Source organism: Thiospirillum jenense, from assembly GCF_014145225.1.
GTDB classification, from domain to species: domain Bacteria; phylum Pseudomonadota; class Gammaproteobacteria; order Chromatiales; family Chromatiaceae; genus Thiospirillum; species Thiospirillum jenense.
Window position 1 is genome coordinate 1 of sequence record NZ_JABVCQ010000016.1, and the last position, 19,707, is coordinate 19,707.

Consider the following 19,707-nt stretch of genomic DNA (forward strand, 5'->3'; position numbering starts at 1 on the left):
ACTAACGACGAGATACCTCCAATCGAATCCGTATTGAGTTGCCCACAAATTAGGGCAACCTATTGTTCGATTGCTTCATTTCTCCCCCCCCTCTCACCATAAACATCCCAGCCGCTGCATCATTGAATAATGATGGGTTGCTGGATTTATCTAGCCGTATTGTGAGCATTGGCGAATGAATCTCACCGAATTAAAAAAAATGCCAGTCCCCGCATTGGTGGATTTGGCGCAAGCAATGGAAATTGAAGGCGTTGGTCGATCACGTAAACAAGATTTGATTTTTGCAATCTTAAAAGCACAAGCCAAACGCGGTGAGGATATTTTAGGTGATGGCGTATTAGAAATTTTACAGGACGGTTTTGGGTTTTTACGATCAGCAGATGCGTCTTATTTAGCTGGACCGGATGATATTTATGTGTCTCCCAGTCAAATCCGCCGTTTTGCATTACGCACTGGTGATACGATTTCAGGGAAGATTCGCCCGCCGAAAGATGGCGAGCGTTATTTTGCGTTACTCAAGGTCAGTGATATTAACTTTGATCGCCCTGAGAATGCAAAAAATAAAATCTTATTTGAAAATTTTACGCCATTATTTGCCCAGCGCCGATTGATTTTAGAATTAGGCAATGGCAGTACCGAAGATATTACCGCTCGGACAATTGATTTAGTGGCGCCAATTGGCCGCGGTCAACGTGGTTTAATTGTGTCACCGCCTAAAGCGGGCAAAACCATGATGTTGCAAAACATCGCCCAATCTATTACCCATAATCACCCTGATTGCTATCTCATTGTTTTGTTAATTGATGAACGCCCTGAAGAAGTGACCGAAATGGCGCGTTCGGTGCGAGGTGAAGTCATTTCCTCGACCTTTGATGAACCCGCCACGCGGCATGTTCAAGTGGCTGAAATGGTCATTGAAAAAGCCAAACGTTTGGTTGAACACAACCGCGATGTCGTCATTTTATTAGATTCAATTACCCGATTAGCACGCGCTTATAATACCGTCGTACCAGCGTCAGGCAAGGTATTAACCGGCGGCGTAGATGCTAATGCGTTACAGCGCCCTAAACGCTTTTTTGGCGCGGCGCGTAATGTCGAAGAAGGCGGTAGTTTAACGATTTTAGCAACGGCGTTAATTGATACCGGCTCGCGCATGGACGATGTGATTTATGAAGAATTCAAAGGCACTGGCAATATGGAAATTCATTTAGACCGCCGCATTGCCGAAAAACGTATTTTCCCAGCAATTAACATTAACCGCTCGGGCACCCGCCGCGAAGAATTATTAATGGCACAAGCTGAGTTACAAAAAATGTGGATTTTGCGTAAAATTTTGCATTCAATGGATGATTTGGCCGCAATGGAATTTTTGTTTGATAAACTCAAGGCGACAAAAACGAATAACGAATTTTTTGATTCGATGCGCGGCTAATTACTTAATTCTAATCCATCATGCGCGCCATGATTCTAGCCGCCGGGCGTGGCAAACGAATGCAGCCATTAACGGATCACACCCCTAAACCACTGCTTTGTGTTGCGGGTAAACCGCTCATCGTTTATCAAATTGAACGCCTCGTTGCCGCCGGTTTTATTGAATTAGTTATTAATCATGCGCATCTCGGGGCGCAGATTGAACACGCATTAGGTGACGGCAGTCGATTCGGTGCCCGCATTGTTTATTCACACGAAGGGGAAGGCACTGCATTAGAAACCGGTGGCGGCATATTACGCGCATTACCGTTATTAGGCACAGCACCATTTATGGTTGTGAATAGTGATGTTTGGTGCGACATTGATTATGCTATGCTCACATTGGCTAAAACTGATTTAGCGCATTTGGTTTTAGTCAATAACCCACCGCACCACCCACACGGCGATTTTATATTAACCAACGGTCGTGTTAATGACCACCGTCATATTCAGACTGCTTTAACCTTTGCCGGGATTGGTGTTTATCATCCCGAATTATTTGCACAGTGCCAGCCCGGCGTCTTTCCATTAGCACCGTTATTAATTACCGCAATGGCACAGCAACGAGTAAGTGGCTATCATCATCGCGGCATTTGGATGGATATTGGCACTCCCGACCGTTTGGCAACATTAGAGCGATCACTCACCGCCTAAATAAACACATTGGCGCAGCGATTAAAAACACGCCTGCCAAAACGAATGACTCGCGGTAAATGCCGGCAACCTATTATATTGACTGTGATAAGTGATGGCATAAACATGCCGTAATAATTATTACGCCGCATATTTTACATATCACCCATCGCAAAACAATCTGTTACAATTCTCAATTTGTGATTGTTATCATAGGTAGTGTGCCATCATGTCTGTTCGCACCCGTTTTGCTCCCTCCCCCACTGGTTATTTACACGTTGGCGGCGCTCGCACCGCATTATTTTCCTATCTATTTGCCCGCAAACATGGCGGTCAATTCATTCTGCGTATTGAAGATACCGACTTAGAACGGTCAACTGCTGAATCAGTCAATGCCATTCTTGAAGGCATGGCGTGGCTCGGTTTGGAATACGATGAAGGACCATTTTTTCAAACGCATCATTTTGATCGTTATCAAGCGGTGATTGATGAATTACTTGATAAAGGCTTGGCATATCGGTGCAATTGTTCAAAAGAACGGCTTGATCGTTTGCGCGATCGGCAAATGGCCGCTAAAGTAAAACCGCGTTATGATGGTCATTGTCGCGGTCAAAAGATTGACGCAGATGAACCGCATGTTGTGCGCTTTTCTAATCCAATTGATGGCTACGTCGTAGTGGATGACATGATTCGCGGCCGCGTCGCTTTTAATAATAATGAATTGGACGATTTAATTATTCGCCGCACCGATGGTTCACCTACTTATAATCTCACGGTCGTAGTGGATGATGCCGACATGTGTATTACCGATGTCATTCGGGGGGACGATCATCTTGGCAATGCAGCGCGGCAAATTAACATCTTAAAAGCCTGGGGTAAAGAACCGCCGCGTTATGCCCATGTGCCAATGATTCTCGGCAATGATGGCACCCGTTTATCTAAACGACATGGGGCTGTCAGTGTCATTGCATATCGTGACCAGGGGTATTTACCCGAAGCACTGTTGAATTATCTCGTGCGGCTGGGTTGGTCACACGGCGATGCTGAAATATTTTCATTAGATGAAATGATTCAACTATTTGACATCAATACGGTGAACAAATCACCTGCTGCATTTAATTATGATAAATTGGATTGGTTGAATCAACACTATATTCAACATGCCGATCCGTTACGCATTGCGCGTTTATTAAGTCCACATTTGGGGCAACTTGAGATTGATCCGACGACGGGACCGGATTTAGTTGACGTGGTAACAGCACAGGCGGCGCGGGCTAAAACATTAAAAGAACTCGCCAGTATTAGCGCCTTTTGTTATCGTGATTTTGATTATTATGATGCCGATGCCGCTAAACAACATTTACGGCCGGTGGCGCGTGAACCGTTAATACGATTGCGCACGGCATTTGAATTGATGGCATTAGATGATTGGCAACCCGAGTCATTGCATCATGTCATTACGCGCATCGCCGATGAATTAGGATTAAAAATGGGCAAGGTCGCGCAGCCATTGCGGGTGGCAATTGTCGGCCGCGCCGCATCACCGGGAATAGATATTACCCTGCAATTAGTCGGCAAAGACGCGACATTGCGGCGCATTGATAATGCGTTGAACTGGATTGCAACTCAGCATGACAATGTTAACGAATAGTAGTTATTGCGTAATGATTGACCAATTCCAGCGTGATTGAATAAGCGTCATTTAGTATGATGTCGCCATTGCAAATAGCGCAGCGCACTCGCCTTGAACAAGGTTTAATACAATTAAATATTGTGTTCACCGGCGAGCAAATCACCGCACTATTGCATTATCTTGATGTATTAGCGCAGTGGAATCATCATTATAATTTAACGGCAATACGCGATCCGCTTGACATGGTGGCACGTCATTTACTCGACAGTCTCGCGGTATTACCATATTTACACGCGGGATGTGCATTAGATTTGGGTAGCGGTGCGGGTTTACCCGGCATTCCATTAGCAATTGCTCAACCGACTTTGCAATGGGTTTTATTAGATAGTGCAGGTAAAAAAACCCGCTTTTTGCGGCATGTTATTAGTGAATTAAACTTGCGGAATGTTGCGGTAGTGCAAACCCGTATTGAACACTATCAACCATCGCAGCGGTTTAATACCATTACCGCCCGCGCCCTCGCTGATTTAATGACATTATGGCAATGGACTCACGCATTCTGCACCACTGATGCCCACCTGCTGGCATTGAAAGGGCGCTGTCCTGATGTCGAATTAACTGCATTAAACACCGCCGGCGCCCATTATCAAGTCCATCGTTTAATGGTACCTGATTTGAATAGCGAACGTCATTTGATTGACATTACCTGTCAGGGTAGCAACCTAACATGACTGATTTCAATACAGCTCGTCTTTTAACCACCGTTCTTGCGGCAGCTAATGATATTATTTTGGGGAAAGAGCGTGAGTTGCGCTGGGCATTAGCCTGTTTATTAGCACGCGGTCATCTATTAATTGAAGATGTGCCGGGCGTTGGCAAAACGACATTAGCACAATTATTGGCACGGCTGTTGGGATTAGAGTTTTCACGGATTCAATTTACTAGCGATTTATTGCCGGCCGATATTCTCGGCGCGTCGGTTTATGAGCGTAGCCATGAGCAGTTTCAATTCCACCCGGGGCCGATTTTTGCACAGCTAGTATTGGCTGATGAAATTAACCGGGCAACGCCAAAAGCACAAAGTGCATTATTGGAAGCAATGGAAGAGCGCCAAGTTACCATCGAAGGGACAACGCATCCTTTACCGCAACCGTTTTTTGTAATTGCCACACAAAACCCCAGTTATCAGGTTGGCACTTTTCCATTACCCGAATCACAACTAGATCGGTTTTTAATGCGAATTGAGTTGGGTTATCCGTCTCCCGCGCAAGAAAAGATATTATTTGCGGGTGAAGATCGCCGCCGTTTAATTGCTAATTTACCGCCCGCATTAACATTAACCGATTTAATCACATTACAACAGCGGGTTGAGCAGATTCATATTGCCCCGCCGGTCATAGACTATTGCTATGCGATTGTGCAATTCACTCGCACTCATAATCGGTTTTTACATGGTTTATCACCGCGGGCGGGATTAGGTTTATTACGCGCAGCGCGGGCGTGGGCAATGATTGATGGGCGCAGTTATCTATTGCCAGAGGACGTGCAAGCAATTGTACCGGTGTGCGTTCCACATCGTCTGCATAGTGGCGAAGATGATAGCCCCGCCGGTCATGCTGCTAATGCCGCATTTATTTTAGACGCCATTCCTGTGCCGTGAATAAGTTATTTAGCGTATTGCGGGCGCCGATTCGATTTCCCAGGTGGAAAACCGCATTAAAACAACGAGTTGATGCCAAATTTGCGACCTTATTGCGTCGAGCGCCGCTGACCACGCATGGCAGCGCCCAGATTGCAGCGCGGCATATTTATATCATGCCAACTGCCGTCGGGTTCTGGTACGGGGTGCTGCTGTTCGTGACGCTGATAGGCGCACTTAACTATCAGAATAATCTAGGATTATTGCTCACATTTTTGATGATTAGCATCAGTCTCGTGAGTATGCACCATACCTGGTATAACTTACTGGGATTGCGCATTCAGACCCAGGCCGGCGCCCCGGTGTTTTGCGGACAAATGGCGCGATTTGTGGTGCAACTGGACACGGAGCGTGGTCGAACGCGTTACGATTTGCGCATTCGCGGCAGTTCTGACGTGGTGGATAAAATTGCAGATAGTCATGCGCAGGTGGTGATGCAGATGGCAACCCAGCGGCGCGGCCCTTTACCAATCAACGAGATAGAGGTCAGCACCCGCTACCCGCTCGGTTTATTTCATGCGTGGAGTTTGGTGCAGGCGGATGCGGTTGGGTTGGTGTATCCGTCGCCCGCTGCACATGCGAAAAGTCCGGCGCAAATGTTTTCAATAGATCATAACGCGAAAGGCGATCATGGCGTGGGGGCGGACGATTTTGTCGGGCCGCGGCCATATCGCGCGGGTGATTCGCCGCGTCATTTGGATTGGAAAGCATTAGCACGGGAACGAGGTTTAATTACGAAGCAATTTGGTGGCGATCAGGCGCAGCGTGTGTGGTTGGATTGGGCGCACTTGCCGGCGGTGGATGTTGAGACACGCCTCGCGCTCTTGTGTCGTCAAGTGCTGGACGCGGCGGATCAACAGTGGGTGTATGGTTTGCGGCTGCCGGGCGTCATTATTGAGCGTAATCAAGGAGATGCGCATCGACATCGGTGTTTGGCGGCGCTGGCACGGTTTCAAATATCCAGTGAATCAGCGGTGCTGGAAAAGTGATTAAAATAACCTAAACCTGTGATGGATTTTAATAACTATGCTATTAAAAATGGCCGCTCGAATTGACCGTTTTAATCAAATACTCGGGCAAATGACGGTGTGGTTAGTTTTGCTTTGCGTAGTCTTAAGTGCATTGACCGCAACCCTGCGTTATTTATTTGACTGGGGGTCAAATGCCATGATTGAAGCACAATGGTTTGCATTCGGCTTAATTTTTTTATTCTGCGCGCCCTGGACATTACAACAACAGGGGCATGTGCGCGTGGATATTCTTTACACTGCGTTGCCACCACGCGGGCGTATTATCGTTGATTTAATTGGCAGCCTATTCTTTTTATTACCGGTCTGCGGTTTGGTCATTGTCAATGCGTGGGATTATTTTTTCATTTCTTTTCAACAGCACGAACTATCAATGAATCCCGGTGGGCTGCTCTGGTGGCCTATGAAACTCGCTATTCTATTGGGGTTTATCTTTCTTGCTGCACAAGGAATTGCCGAGATCATTAAAGGGATTGCTATACTCATGGGGCAGTCTCCATCACCAATTGTAAAATCAACCGCCGCGCCGATTGTTGGTGATCATTAACATGGACGCCTGGTTTGTTGCCCATCTTGCGCCAATCATGTTCAGCACTTTGGTGCTGTTTTTACTAATTGGTTATCCAGTCGCATTTTCACTCGCCGCAGTAGGTGTGACATTTGGGTTAATTGGCATTGAATTAGGTTTATTAACGCCAGCATTATTGCAAGCCGCGCCAGATCGCATCTTTGGCATCATGCGCAATGAGATTTTACTCGCTATTCCATTCTTTACTTTTATGGGATTGATTTTAGAACGCAGTGGCATGGCGGAAGATTTATTAGACACCATTGGGCAATTATTCGGTAGTATTCGCGGCGGCTTGGCGTATGCTGTTATTATGGTTGGCGCATTATTAGCCGCCACTACTGGCGTTGTCGCCGCCTCAGTGATTGCGATGGGATTGATTTCTTTACCTATTATGTTGCGTTATCAATATCAACCGCGCCTCGCAACAGGTGTCATTGTTGCCAGCGGGACACTCGCGCAAATCATTCCACCGTCATTAGTGTTAATAGTCATGGCCGACGTTCTCGGACGTTCAGTTGGTGACATGTATCGCGGCGCGTTAATTCCAGGATTATTATTAACCGCACTGTATGCGCTGTATGTATTTGCAATCACACGATTGCATCCAGACGCCGCACCACCATTGCCAGCGGCAGCGCGCACACTGCATGGCCGTGCATTATTAATGCGCGTCATCGTTGCGTTAATTCCGCCGTTGGCATTAATCTTTTTAGTGCTGGGTACAATTTTTATTGGCTGGGCAACACCAACTGAGGGCGGAGCAATGGGCGCAGTTGGTGCGTTGTTATTAGCAACAGTCAAACGCCGTCTGAATTACACCATGCTCAAATCAGCAGTGACAAAAACAGCAATTATTACCAGTTTTGTCGTATTTATTCTAGTTGGTTCAAGTTTATTTACGTTAACATTTCGTGGGATTGATGGTGATCTTTGGGTAGAACATTTATTAATTAACTTGCCGGGCGGGACATTAGGATTTTTAATTATCGTCAATATTTTGGTATTTTTATTAGCATTTTTTCTGGATTTTTTTGAAATAGCATTTATCGTATTACCATTATTAGCACCCGTTGCCGAACGTTTAGGCATTGATTTAGTTTGGTTCGGAGTTTTAATTGGCGTCAACATGCAAACCAGTTTTATGCACCCCCCATTTGGCTTTGCATTGTTTTATTTGCGCTCGGTTGCACCATCGCAAGTGCGCACCATTGATATTTATTGGGGGGCAGTACCGTTTTTAGGGATACAAGTTGTATTATTAACACTAATTATCACCTTCCCGCAATTGGTGAGTTGGAATTTATCATCGGCAACCCAGAGTTCAACATTATCATCGCACACAATTATAACTCCTGATCAAACAGGATCAAGTTTATTGGATAGCCAAGAATTTGATGATTTATTTCAACAGACAACGCCCAGCGATACGCAATAGAAAATGTTTCGTTTCCCAGTTTTATTTTTAATAGCCTAATGAATCTAGTTGCACGGGATCAGGATAAGCAGGAATACGTTCGACACCACTCTTCACTTGTCCGTCTGAATATAAATCAATCCAACGATACCCGGGTGTGAGTGTGTCTAGTGCAAAATTTTGGCTATATGGTAGGAATTGAACACAGGTTGACGGTGTAGAAAACAACATACTATGACCACATTGACCATCAAATTGCTGATGCGTATGCCCCCAAACGACAACACGCACTTGGGGATAACGATCAATTATTGAAAGTAAATCGTTGCCATTATAAACCATGAGTGCATCTAACCATTGACTGCCTGATGCAATTGGATGATGATGCAATGCAACCAATGTGGGACGCCTTTCATTATGTATTAAATGAGCTTCTAATTGTGCAAGACTAGAAGGCGCGAGATAACCGCTCGATTCACTTGGAATAGTTGAATCGAGTAATATCAAATCCCAATACTCCAATTCAATAATATGCAGGCGCGACGGTTGATAAGGATCCAATAGTCCGGCAACTAAATCAACCCGGTCATGATTACCAGGTAAACAATAATATGGGCAGCCAAGCTGCTTTAAATACTGACCGAGATAACGATAAGTTGCAATGTTTTCATCATGAACAAGATCACCAGTTAATAATATTGCGGACACTGGCCAATGATGGCATTGCACCCAATTTAATACAGAATGAAATGTCAGACGTGTATTTTGTCCAAGTAATTGCACATCCGCATCAGCAAATAAATGTAAATCAGTCAAATGGAGCAAGCGCACTCTGGTATCAAATATATCGGTCGTTGTCGGTTTTATTTCGGTTTGTGGTATTGTATTGAAATCAGGAGTGATAACAACATTAGCTGATGTATCCATTGTAAGTTTCCATTGGCAGGTTTAAGGCTGTATAAATAACTAAGTAAGCTGAGTTATAGTCTAATGTGATTATGGTAACATCTTAATTTCAAGATGTGGTCAATTTAACATTTAGATTATAATAACAAACTGTCGTCTAATAGAGATATTTTTTACATATCTAACAAATATGACAAGCGGTGACATCTTGGTATTTATCTGATGTCAATCAATCATCTAAACATTGAGGACACGAACATGACAACTGCTTGGTCTGAAACACATTGGAAAAATACTGTTATTGCTTTGAGTACGGCGCTGGTAGCAGTTATTATTGGGTTGCTGGTAGTATTGTTCATGGATGAACATCAAAGTGATTGCATGCCTACAACACTGTCCAAAACAGTCACTAATCAGCAAATTTCGTCTAATGAATTAGCGATGGCGCACCAGCGTATTCAAGAATTAGAGAAAAAACTGACAAGCACGATTGAACTAGAAGCATCTGAAACAACTTGGTCAACCATGCTGCGCAATTATGGCAAATTACGGGCGCAATTAACGCCAGAGAGTGTCACAATCAACCTCGGTGAAACCGAATTAAAATTTGCACAAGGTAAAGCGACATTACCGACTACTGTATCTACTGGTGTATTGGCAATATTGGCGACGATTTTACAGCAACAGCCAGAATTACGGGTATTATTGCAAGGACATACAGATAATGTTGGTGACAATGAAAGCAACCAGATTTTGTCATTAGAACGAGCGGAGGCGGTGAAAAAAGCGTTAATAAAACTGGGAATTTCACCAGATCATTTACATACGGAAGGTATGGGTGAAACTCAACCATTAGTGCCAAATGACAGTGCAATGGGGCGTACTCAAAATCGGCGGGTTGAAGTACATTTAATTTTTCCTAATTAAGTACTGATTAAACTGCAGGTTTATCCTCTTTAATTAAAAACTGTTGCAGAATTAAACGTGCAATGCACCGCTTGGTCATTAACAACCAAGCAATGCACCTTGTCTTATTTTATCACGATAATTGGGTACCGCGCCTAATAGTGATTACCCAGCCGCATATTGACTAGCAACAAAGTCCCAACTAATTTTATCCCAAATAGCGTCAAGATATTTCGCCCGCGCATTGCGGTAATCAATATAATAAGCGTGTTCCCATACATCAATGGTGAACAATGGAATTTTGTCTATTGTTAAAGGTGTTGCGGCATTTGAAGTATTCATTATTTCAACGCCTCCGTCCACTGTTTTAACTAACCACGTCCAGCCAGAGCCGAAATTAGTTGTTGCCGATTGTGTGAATTGCTGCTTGAATTCGGCGAACGAACCAAACTTGGTATCAATCGCTGTTGCCAATGCACCAGTTGGTGTCCCACCACCATTCGGGCTTAAACAATTCCAATAAAATGTATGATTCCACACTTGCGCTGCATTATTGAATATACCTCCGCTAGATTTTTTTATAATGTCCTCCAATGTTAATTGCTCAAACTCAGTACCGCCAATCAAATTATTGAGATTAGTCACATAAGTTTGATGATGCTTCCCATAGTGATAATCAATAGTTTCGGCCGAAATCACGGGCGCAAGTGCATCTTTTGCATACGGTAAAGTGGGGAGTTGATGAATCATTTGCAATTATCCTCTGTTTAATTAAATTAGAACAACACCGCCCTCTAAGATATGTCTCATTTTGTGAAACTCAAGGTCAAACACCACTGTATTATGATGTCTATCATACCAGCACTACGCCTGCATCGAGTGAATAACTAATGGCGCGTCATCCACAATCCCCGCCAAAATCATTGTTGCGTCAAGCTGGACGAGCTATTGCCGATTATCAAATGATTCGGGCGCATGACCGTTTATTACTCGGCGTCTCTGGTGGTAAAGATTCGCTATCATTACTGCATATTCTCAAACATTTACAACGCCATGCACCTATTCCTTTTACGCTGGCTGCTGCGACCATTGACCCACAAATCCCCGGATTTAATCCTTCTCATTTACCTGAGCATTACCGCGATTTTGATGTTGAATGGCATTATGAATCGCAACCAATTATGGAGCAAGCATTCACACACATGGCTGGAGATTCATTCTGCGCTTATTGTGCGCGGATGAAACGCGGCATTCTTTATCGCCTGTGCCGTGAACAGAATTATAATGTGTTGGTATTAGCACAGCATTTAGACGATCTCGCCGAAAGTTTATTGCTATCATTATTTCACGGCGGACAATTGCGCACCATGAAAGCGCATTATGTCAATAGCGATGGCGATGTGCGTATTATTCGTCCGTTAATCTATTGTCGGGAACGCCAAACTCGCGCCTATGCAATACACGCACAATTACCCGTTGTGCCAGATAATTGCCCGGCATGTTTTGAAAAACCAACGCGCCGTGAACATGTTAAAGCCCTACTTGCGAATGAAGAACAACAGAATCCGCAAGTATTTTTAAGCCTGCTTTGTGCCATGCGCCCGCTATTAACAACGGGCGATGTGACCACTCATTAGCCTGAGATATTTGCCGTGACTCAATCGCATGATGATTCAGCTATTAATGCACCATTAGCAACTGCTGTCCATTCTCAATTATTACCCGCTATTATGCCAGAACGCACTGCTGTTTTAATTCTAGGAATGCACCGTAGTGGCACATCAGCGGTAGCGCGGGTATTAAATCTTCTTGGTGCAGCCTTGCCAACTAATTTAATGCCAGCAGTGGCAGATAATAATGAATCAGGGTTTTGGGAATCAAAAGACATCGCCGCATTTAATGACGAGTTATTAGCCAGTGCCGGCAGCAGTTGGGACGATTGGCGGCAATTGAATCCTGATTGGTTTCAATCAGCCACCGCCGCCGCGTTTTTAACCCGTGCCAGCACCGTTTTGACTGCGGCATTTGGTGATGAGCGCTTCATCGTCTTAAAAGACCCCCGCATTTGTCGTTTATTACCTTTTTGGCAACAAGTATTAACACAACATGGCTTTACAATTAAAATTGTTTTGCCGTTGCGTAATCCATTAGCTGTTGCCGCTTCATTACGCAAACGGGATGGATTTGCTTTACCTAAAGGGCATTTAATTTGGTTACGTCATGTATTAGATGCCGAGCGGGCTAGTCGCCATTTAGCCCGAGTGTTAATAGATTATGATGATTTGTTATTTGATTGGCGCGGCACAGTACGGCAATTAACGAATGTATTAAATTTACGCTGGTCGCGTTGGTCAGCAACGGCGGAAGTGGAAATAGACGCCTTTCTTAATCCACATTTACAGCATCATCATTTCACTGTGGCCGCTGTTGCCGATCATTCCGATTTAAATGACTGGGTGAAACGCACTTTTGCTGCCCTGATAGCAGCGCAGAAAATCATTAAAAATCAAGTAGTTGATGCGGAACTCGACGCGGTGGCGGTTGAGTTTGATCGCGCCAGTGCCGTCCTCGGAGCGGTGCTGCGAGCGGAGGAGGTGGCGCGTGATGACGCGCAACACAGCGCGTGGGAGGCGCATCGGCTCGCGGGTGAGGCGGAAACGCGAGCAATTGCGGCGACAGCGTTGGCAGATGCGCGGATTGCTGAGGCTGAGGCACGGCTCAATGTCGCGGTGACACAACAATCGGATGCTGAATCACGCGCAATTCGTCTTTTTAATGAAACAGTTGCGGCATCACAACAACTGGATAGTTTACAGCAACAATTTGCTGCTGCCGAGCAAATACGCCATGCTCAACAGCTTGAATTAACAGAAAAAAATCAGCTATTGGCACAGCGTGATACCCAATACGCTCGGCTGGCACGGGAAGAACGTGAGCAGCACACACAGTTATCATTGTTGCGTATTGACCACCGGCGCTATCGGTTGCAGGCACAACAATTGGAACGTACTTTGCCCGCGTGGCAACAGCGAGTACAGGAATTGACGGCGGCATTGCAATCAACGCTCCAGCGGCAATCTGCTATGCAAGTTGTTGATTCTAAAAACTTTGCTAAACAATTAACACAACCAACGCAATTAAATGACGATCAAACTATCGTTATTGCACAATTGCAGTATCAATTGACATATTTCATCCAACATCATCACCAGTTATTAAATTGGTTAATGCAATTGCAGCATAGTCAAGCGTGGTTGGTTATTCGCGCATTATTCACGTTTGAACAGCGTTTACCACTCCGCTGGCGGCGGTTATTACAATTGCCCATGTATGTTAGTTGGTTAATGCGGTTGCGTTTAAATAAAATACGTCGTCAGCAGCGACAAATGCAACAGTTATTAGCAACGGGTTTATTTGATACGCATTGGTACGCGGCAACCTATCCCGAAGTTTTATTCACATGGAAGCGTCCAATTGAACATTGGTTAAATACCGGTGCGCACGGTGGATTTAATCCTAATCCACTCTTTGCAGCAGATTGGTATCGGGCCCAATTACCAGATTCATTGCAAAAAGTAATGGATCCATTGCTGCATTATGTGCAATACGGCGCCGCTGCCGGCCGCGACCCGCACCCGTTGTTTAATACCACCTGGTATCTAAATCAATACCCCGATGTCGCAGCATCAGGATTAAATCCGCTGCAACATTTTATTGCACAAGGTGCTATTGAAAAACGTCACCCTCACCCGTTGTTTAATAGCCATTGGTATTTGACACAATACCCGGATATTGCTGCGTCTGGCATTAATCCATTGGTGCATTTTCTAGCTGTTGGTGCGCATGAAGGGCGGGCGTCTCATCCGTTATTTGATGCCCGCTGGTATTTAACGCAATACCCGGACGTCGCAGCAGCGGGATTAAATCCGTTGGTGCATTTCATTAGCACTGGTGCAGCAGAAGGTCGCAATCCGCATCCCTTATTTAATACGATCTGGTATTTAATGCGCTATCCTGATGTTGCACATAGCGGGATTAATCCGTTACTTCACTTTTTAATGCACGGCAGCTCAGAGCGACGCGATCCGCATTGGTTATTTGACAGCGTGTGGTATTTACATCATTATTCTGATGAGACCGAATTTGGTCATAATCCGCTGCTGCATTTTATTACTCACGGCGCCGGTAGTGGTTATTCACCACATCCGTTATTTGATTTACAGTGGTATTGTCAACAACAACCATTATTAGCCAATAATCACGAAAATCCATTGAGTTATTATTTGTGTGATGGGCGTTATCATGGTCAGACGCCGCACCCATTATTTGATTCGCAATGGTATCTAACGCAGTATCCCGAAGTCGCGGTATCTGATCTTGACCCATTAACACATTATTTAGAACATGGCATTAAAGCCAATTACAATCCCCACCCATTATTTGATGCGTGTTATTATTTACAACAAGTCACAATTCAAACCACTCTCGCATATCGCCAACCAATTCAACATTATTTAGAATACGGCGCGCAGTTAGGTTATCAACCACACCCATTATTTGATGGCAATTGGTATCTCACACAAAATGCCGATGTTGCTGTATTGGGCATCAATCCTTTACTGCATTTTATTTTTAATGGTGCGGCAGAAGGGCGGAATCCCCATCCATTATTTGACACGCAGTGGTATTTAGAACACGCTCCTGATTTGCCAGTGGCAACTCATGCGTTAATTCATTATGTATGCAACGGTGCGCAAGAAGGTCGTAGTCCACACCCATTATTTGATGCCAATTGGTATCAGGCACAGTTTAATAGTGCGGCAATTGATTTACACTCGAAAAATACATCGCCATTAGCGCATTATATCACGCACGGCGCGGCCGCTGGCTATAGCCCACATCCATTATTTAATGCCGCGTGGTATTTAAAGCGTTATCCTGATATTGCTTTGTTAAAGTGCAATCCATTAATTCATTATTTGCAAGTTGGTGCGGCTGAAGGGCGACAACCGCATCCGCTATTCGATCCAGAATGGTATCTAACACAACGCCCAGAATTGGCCGAAACTAATTGCAATTTATTACGACATTATTTAACCGTCGGTGCAATTGAAAATCTTGATCCACATCCAGTATTTGATTCATCGTGGTATTTAGAACGCAGTCCTGATTTAGCCGCCGCTGGCATTAATCCTTTAGTACATTTTATTACCGCTGGTGCAGACGAAGGGCGCAACCCGCACCCGTTATTTGATTGTGAATGGTATTTAGAACAATTGCCACTATTGCGCACTCAACGCATTAATCCATTAGAGCATTATCTACAAGATGGCGGTTTTAATGGCTATACGCCGCATCCGTTATTTGATTCTGCGTGGTATTTAGAACAAGACGCGGCATTGCGTGATGCACAACTTAATCCACTGGTGCATTATTTACGTTGGGGGGCGTGGGAAGGGCGTAATCCCCACCCATTATTTGATTCAGTGCGTTATTTGAATGGCGATGAAGCATTACGCGCTGCTGGATTCAATCCATTGGTGCATTATCTATTATGGGGCGGCTTTGAAGGACGCGATCCGCACCCATTGTTTGATTCAGATTGGTATTTAGAACCTAATCCTGCGCTTGCTGCACATGATTTAAATCCATTGGTGCATTATTTGCGTTGGGGGGCGAATGAACAGCGCAATCCGCATCCGTTGTTTCATTCGGTTTGGTATAGTGATAATTACCGAACACAATTAGCAAACAGCATTAATCCATTGGTGCATTATGTGCGCTGGGGTGCGTTTGCCGGTTGCGATCCTAATCCGTTTTTTCGTTCAGCATGGTATTTAGAACAAGACGAAGAATTAAAAAAAGCGGGTATAAATCCACTGCTCCATTATTTAGAACACGGTGGATTTGAAGGGCGCAATCCCAGTGAGCAATTTGATAGTCAATGGTATTTTAATCATTATCCTGACGCCGCGTATTCTGGTTTGAACCCATTGGTGCATTATGTGTTACTCGGCGCCAATCAAGGCTACGCCGCCTGTGCTAAACAACTAATAACAACTGCGAATACAGCACATAGCCAGTTGTATGAACAGTTATTACGCACGGCAGAAGAACATCACGACGGCGATGATTACATACCTGAAGATGATTGTTGCCTTGATGCTGCGACCTTACCATTACGGTTAATTGCGTTTTATTTGCCGCAATTTCATCCTATTCCTGAAAACGATCATTGGTGGGGCAAGGGCTTCACTGAATGGACCAATGTGGCTAAAGCCGTGCCGCAATACGACGGTCATTACCAACCGCGTCTGCCAGATACACTCGGTTTTTATGATCTGCGTGTTCAAGAGATTCAACGTGAACAAATCCGTTTAGTACGCAAGCATGGTATTTATGGATTTTGTTATTATTACTATTGGTTCGATGGCAAAAAGTTATTAGAGCGCCCATTAACACAGGTATTAAATGATCCGACGCTTGACTTGCCGTTTTGCTTGTGTTGGGCAAATGAAAACTGGACGCGCCGCTGGGATGGTGGTGATGAAACGGTATTGATTGGGCAAAATCATTGTCCGTCAGATGATCTCGCGTTCATTGCCGACATTGCGCCAATTTTAATTGATTCGCGGTATATTCGTATTGGTCAGCGCCCGCTGTTATTAGTGTATCGTCCGCAGTTATTACCAACACCGGCAGCAACTGCAATACGCTGGCGTGAATTCATGCGCCAACATCATCAAATAGAATTATTTCTGGTTGCGATTCAAAGTTTTGAAGGAATTGATCCAACCTCAATTGGTTTTGATGCGGCCAGTGAATTCCCACCGCATCAAACCAGCAGTGTGGAAATCACGGCGCAATGTAAGCTATTAAATCAGAGTTTTAATGGGCGCATTTATCATTACCAACGTTGTGTTGAATACGCCGAGAATAAACTGGTACAACAAGAATCGCAGTCTTATGTGACCTTTCCAGGTGTAATGGTCAATTGGGATAATACGGCGCGGCGCTTGAGTAGTGCGACCATCTTTGCTCATGCAACGCCAGATGCGTATCGCCGTTGGTTAAACATCACCTGTCAACGTGCATTAGCGATTCCGCAACCAGAACAGCGCATTGGTTTTATTAATGCGTGGAATGAATGGGCCGAGGGTACCTATTTAGAACCAGATCGGCGCTATGGATTCCGCTATTTGCAAATCACGCGGGATGTATTAAATCAATTGCAAGCACCATCGCCTGCGCTGGTTGAATCACGCATCGAATTAATCAACGAAAACGAAATTAGTGTGGTATTGCCAGTGTATAATGGCAGTGCGTGGTTGACGGCGGCACTTGATTCACTGGTCAATCAAACGGTATTACCGCGTGAATTAGTGATTATTAATGACGGCTCAACTGATGAGTCGCAGGTGTTAATTGACCAATGGATTGCAGCGCATCTGCAATTACCCACCCGTTCGATGTATCGGGATAATCAGGGCGCTCATGCGGCAATTAATACGGGAGTGGCATTATCCCGCTCTGCGGTGATTACAATCATTAATCAAGATGATGTATTTCATCCGCAACGTTTAGAACGTTTATTAACAATCATGCAGAATAAACGCAATGCGTTTGTTTTTTCAATGGTTGAAGTATTAAACGATGCTGCTAACGATGCGGGATTAGAAATGGCACAGTCTATTGCACACTTGTATTCGGCGGCACACAATCGTCCGACTTTATTACACGCCTTTTTAAGCAGTAACTTGACTGTCACGACGGGCAATCATTGCTTTACTCAAGATTTATTTATTAAAAACGGCGGGTATAAACACTTGAGATATTGCCATGATTGGGATTTTGCCCTCACGGCATTTTTTCATACTCATCCAGTGTTAATTGACCAAGCTTTGTACCAATATCGCATTCACGATCAAAATAGTTTTCATGCGCTAAGTGACATCGCTGAAGCCGAAAGTCAATCGGTGTTGTTAGCGTTTTATCAACGTATCAAAGCGCATCCAGCCTTGCTGGCACAATACTTTGGCAATGTACAGCAATTATGCAGTTACGCAAAAACCATTGGCCATGACCAATTATTGGATGAAATGACTATTGGCTGTGTTGATTTATAAAACGCGGTAAAAAGTAGGGCGAAGTAATCAAATCATTACAGGTTTGTTTGACGTTCTAATGGCAATGCTGGATAAGGTGGCAGCCCTAATTCAGCACGAGTTTTAAAGATCATATTACCACTTTCATAACCGGTCGGTTGTTCAGACACAATCACATTATCTGTCACCGTCACTTGCACTTGGTCATTGCCAAGATGCAGCAAACGATTATTGCCATGCCGTTCAAGTAAAATGACGTTATTGCGCAGTATGACATTTTCTTGACCCGGCGCTGCTGACCCTTCTAATGCAAATCCAATTGCGTCGCCATTGCTGGAATTCGGTCCCTGCGCCAAAATACTATTCTCAACGACCAATTGACCGCCATTAGAAATATCAATTAGTCGGCTGTCATCACCACTCAACGAGGCAATTAAACTGTCACTGATGGTGGTCATGTGTGCCCGACTTTTTATTTCGTGTCCTTGATCTTTCGACGCTAAAAACCAGCTTTTTTCAATTAATAATTTGCCTTCTTTTCCCATATACACTGCGTGGGCTAGTCCACCAGCGCCGAGGCGTTCAAAGCGGCTGTCACGAATATGAACAAAGCCCGGCAGCCCACCAGTTAATAATCCCTGTTCGCCATCGTGAAAATAAACATGATCTAAAAACAGGTTTTCGCCTTCTAAACGGACACAGGCGCCATTGCGATCTGGTACGCTAATCAAGCGGCATTCGATATTGCGTAATTTAACGCCGTTCCCTTTAATCAGGATATTCCCTTTACCTTCAGCGGTGCCATGTTCTAATATGACGTGCCCATGACCAATAATGGTCACGTTATCGGCGGTAATAACCAACGGTGTATTATAAATGCCCGCGCCAATGTCGAGCGTATCATCCGGTTGTAATGCGGCCGCGGCGTCAGTTAATAAATCAAATGTGCGGTCGCCAATACGCGCCGTGTTTGGCGTGGGTGGATTGGATGTAATGAGTAGCGGTAGTGGCTGCCACGCTGGTAATTGTTGACGCACCTGTTCCCAAGTAATGAGTGTCATTGCATTGGTGGATACGCTGGCAAGCATTGGCACCTGTTCAATTAACTTTGCCGTCATGCGAGTACGAATGGTATCAATCACATCAGGGCGTAATAGCCAAACCGTGATGAATCCGACGTGCGCCAATATGCCAATCAACAGCAAATACCCTTTGATAATTGATAATAAGCGGCGCATTTGATTAAATCCACGCATGATAATATTGTTAAATAAATTCGCAGGATACGGTTTGTTTATCACCGCATCCTACGCCGTTTCAATTGAATTGAATAATTCCCAGT

Annotated in this window: 14 protein-coding genes; 11 read left to right on the forward strand and 3 right to left on the reverse strand. The window is 44.6% G+C overall.

Going from position 1 to position 19,707, the window contains the following annotated elements:
• Positions 1-175: 175 nt before the first annotated feature.
• From rho to HUK38_RS08435, 8 genes are all read left to right on the forward strand, one after another.
• Complete coding sequence (gene rho / locus HUK38_RS08400; protein ID WP_182583885.1) at positions 176-1,432, forward strand: transcription termination factor Rho; 1,257 nt, start codon at positions 176-178, stop codon at positions 1,430-1,432.
• 20 nt (positions 1,433-1,452) lie between these two features.
• Positions 1,453-2,124: an N-acetylmuramate alpha-1-phosphate uridylyltransferase MurU gene (gene murU, locus HUK38_RS08405; protein ID WP_182583886.1), complete on the forward strand. Its 672-nt coding sequence runs from the start codon at positions 1,453-1,455 to the stop codon at positions 2,122-2,124.
• A 208-nt stretch (positions 2,125-2,332) separates the two neighbouring features.
• Positions 2,333-3,754, forward strand: coding sequence for a glutamate--tRNA ligase (gltX, locus tag HUK38_RS08410; RefSeq protein WP_182583887.1), 1,422 nt, complete (start codon positions 2,333-2,335; stop codon positions 3,752-3,754).
• A 56-nt stretch (positions 3,755-3,810) separates the two neighbouring features.
• Positions 3,811-4,467, forward strand: a complete 657-nt coding sequence (gene rsmG / locus HUK38_RS08415) for a 16S rRNA (guanine(527)-N(7))-methyltransferase RsmG (RefSeq protein WP_182583888.1) — start codon at positions 3,811-3,813, stop codon at positions 4,465-4,467.
• Positions 4,464-5,396: an AAA family ATPase gene (locus HUK38_RS08420; RefSeq protein WP_182583889.1), complete on the forward strand. Its 933-nt coding sequence runs from the start codon at positions 4,464-4,466 to the stop codon at positions 5,394-5,396. Before rsmG ends, HUK38_RS08420 begins: the two co-directional genes overlap by 4 nt.
• On the forward strand, positions 5,393-6,424 hold the full coding sequence (locus HUK38_RS08425; RefSeq protein WP_338065388.1) for a DUF58 domain-containing protein: 1,032 nt from the start codon (positions 5,393-5,395) through the stop codon (positions 6,422-6,424). Before HUK38_RS08420 ends, HUK38_RS08425 begins: the two co-directional genes overlap by 4 nt.
• A gap of 37 nt (positions 6,425-6,461) precedes the next feature.
• On the forward strand, positions 6,462-7,010 hold the full coding sequence (locus HUK38_RS08430; RefSeq protein WP_194366031.1) for a TRAP transporter small permease subunit: 549 nt from the start codon (positions 6,462-6,464) through the stop codon (positions 7,008-7,010).
• A 1-nt stretch (position 7,011) separates the two neighbouring features.
• Entirely contained in the window at positions 7,012-8,469 is a 1,458-nt protein-coding gene (locus HUK38_RS08435; RefSeq protein WP_182583890.1) for a TRAP transporter large permease, read from the forward strand.
• Between the two features lie 27 nt (positions 8,470-8,496).
• On the opposite strand, the gene HUK38_RS08440 is transcribed toward HUK38_RS08435, so the two are convergent.
• On the reverse strand, positions 8,497-9,375 hold the full coding sequence (locus tag HUK38_RS08440) for a metallophosphoesterase (RefSeq protein WP_182583891.1): 879 nt from the start codon (positions 9,373-9,375) through the stop codon (positions 8,497-8,499).
• 237 nt (positions 9,376-9,612) lie between these two features.
• Between HUK38_RS08440 and HUK38_RS08445 the strand changes: the two genes are divergently transcribed.
• Positions 9,613-10,281: an OmpA family protein gene (locus tag HUK38_RS08445; protein WP_182583892.1), complete on the forward strand. Its 669-nt coding sequence runs from the start codon at positions 9,613-9,615 to the stop codon at positions 10,279-10,281.
• Between the two features lie 144 nt (positions 10,282-10,425).
• Here the strand turns inward: HUK38_RS08445 and HUK38_RS08450 are convergent, their stop codons facing one another.
• Positions 10,426-11,010 carry a superoxide dismutase gene (locus HUK38_RS08450; protein ID WP_182583893.1) on the reverse strand — a complete coding sequence of 195 codons (585 nt, stop codon included), beginning with the start codon at positions 11,008-11,010 and terminating at the stop codon, positions 10,426-10,428.
• Between the two features lie 140 nt (positions 11,011-11,150).
• Between HUK38_RS08450 and HUK38_RS08455 the strand changes: the two genes are divergently transcribed.
• Positions 11,151-11,897 carry a tRNA 2-thiocytidine biosynthesis TtcA family protein gene (locus tag HUK38_RS08455; RefSeq protein ID WP_182583894.1) on the forward strand — a complete coding sequence of 249 codons (747 nt, stop codon included), beginning with the start codon at positions 11,151-11,153 and terminating at the stop codon, positions 11,895-11,897.
• Positions 11,898-11,912: 15 nt separating this feature from the next.
• Positions 11,913-18,386: a glycoside hydrolase family 99-like domain-containing protein gene (locus tag HUK38_RS15510; protein ID WP_182583895.1), complete on the forward strand. Its 6,474-nt coding sequence runs from the start codon at positions 11,913-11,915 to the stop codon at positions 18,384-18,386.
• A gap of 35 nt (positions 18,387-18,421) precedes the next feature.
• Here the strand turns inward: HUK38_RS15510 and HUK38_RS08465 are convergent, their stop codons facing one another.
• Positions 18,422-19,603: a right-handed parallel beta-helix repeat-containing protein gene (locus HUK38_RS08465; RefSeq protein WP_182583896.1), complete on the reverse strand. Its 1,182-nt coding sequence runs from the start codon at positions 19,601-19,603 to the stop codon at positions 18,422-18,424.
• Positions 19,604-19,707: the final 104 nt, after the last annotated feature.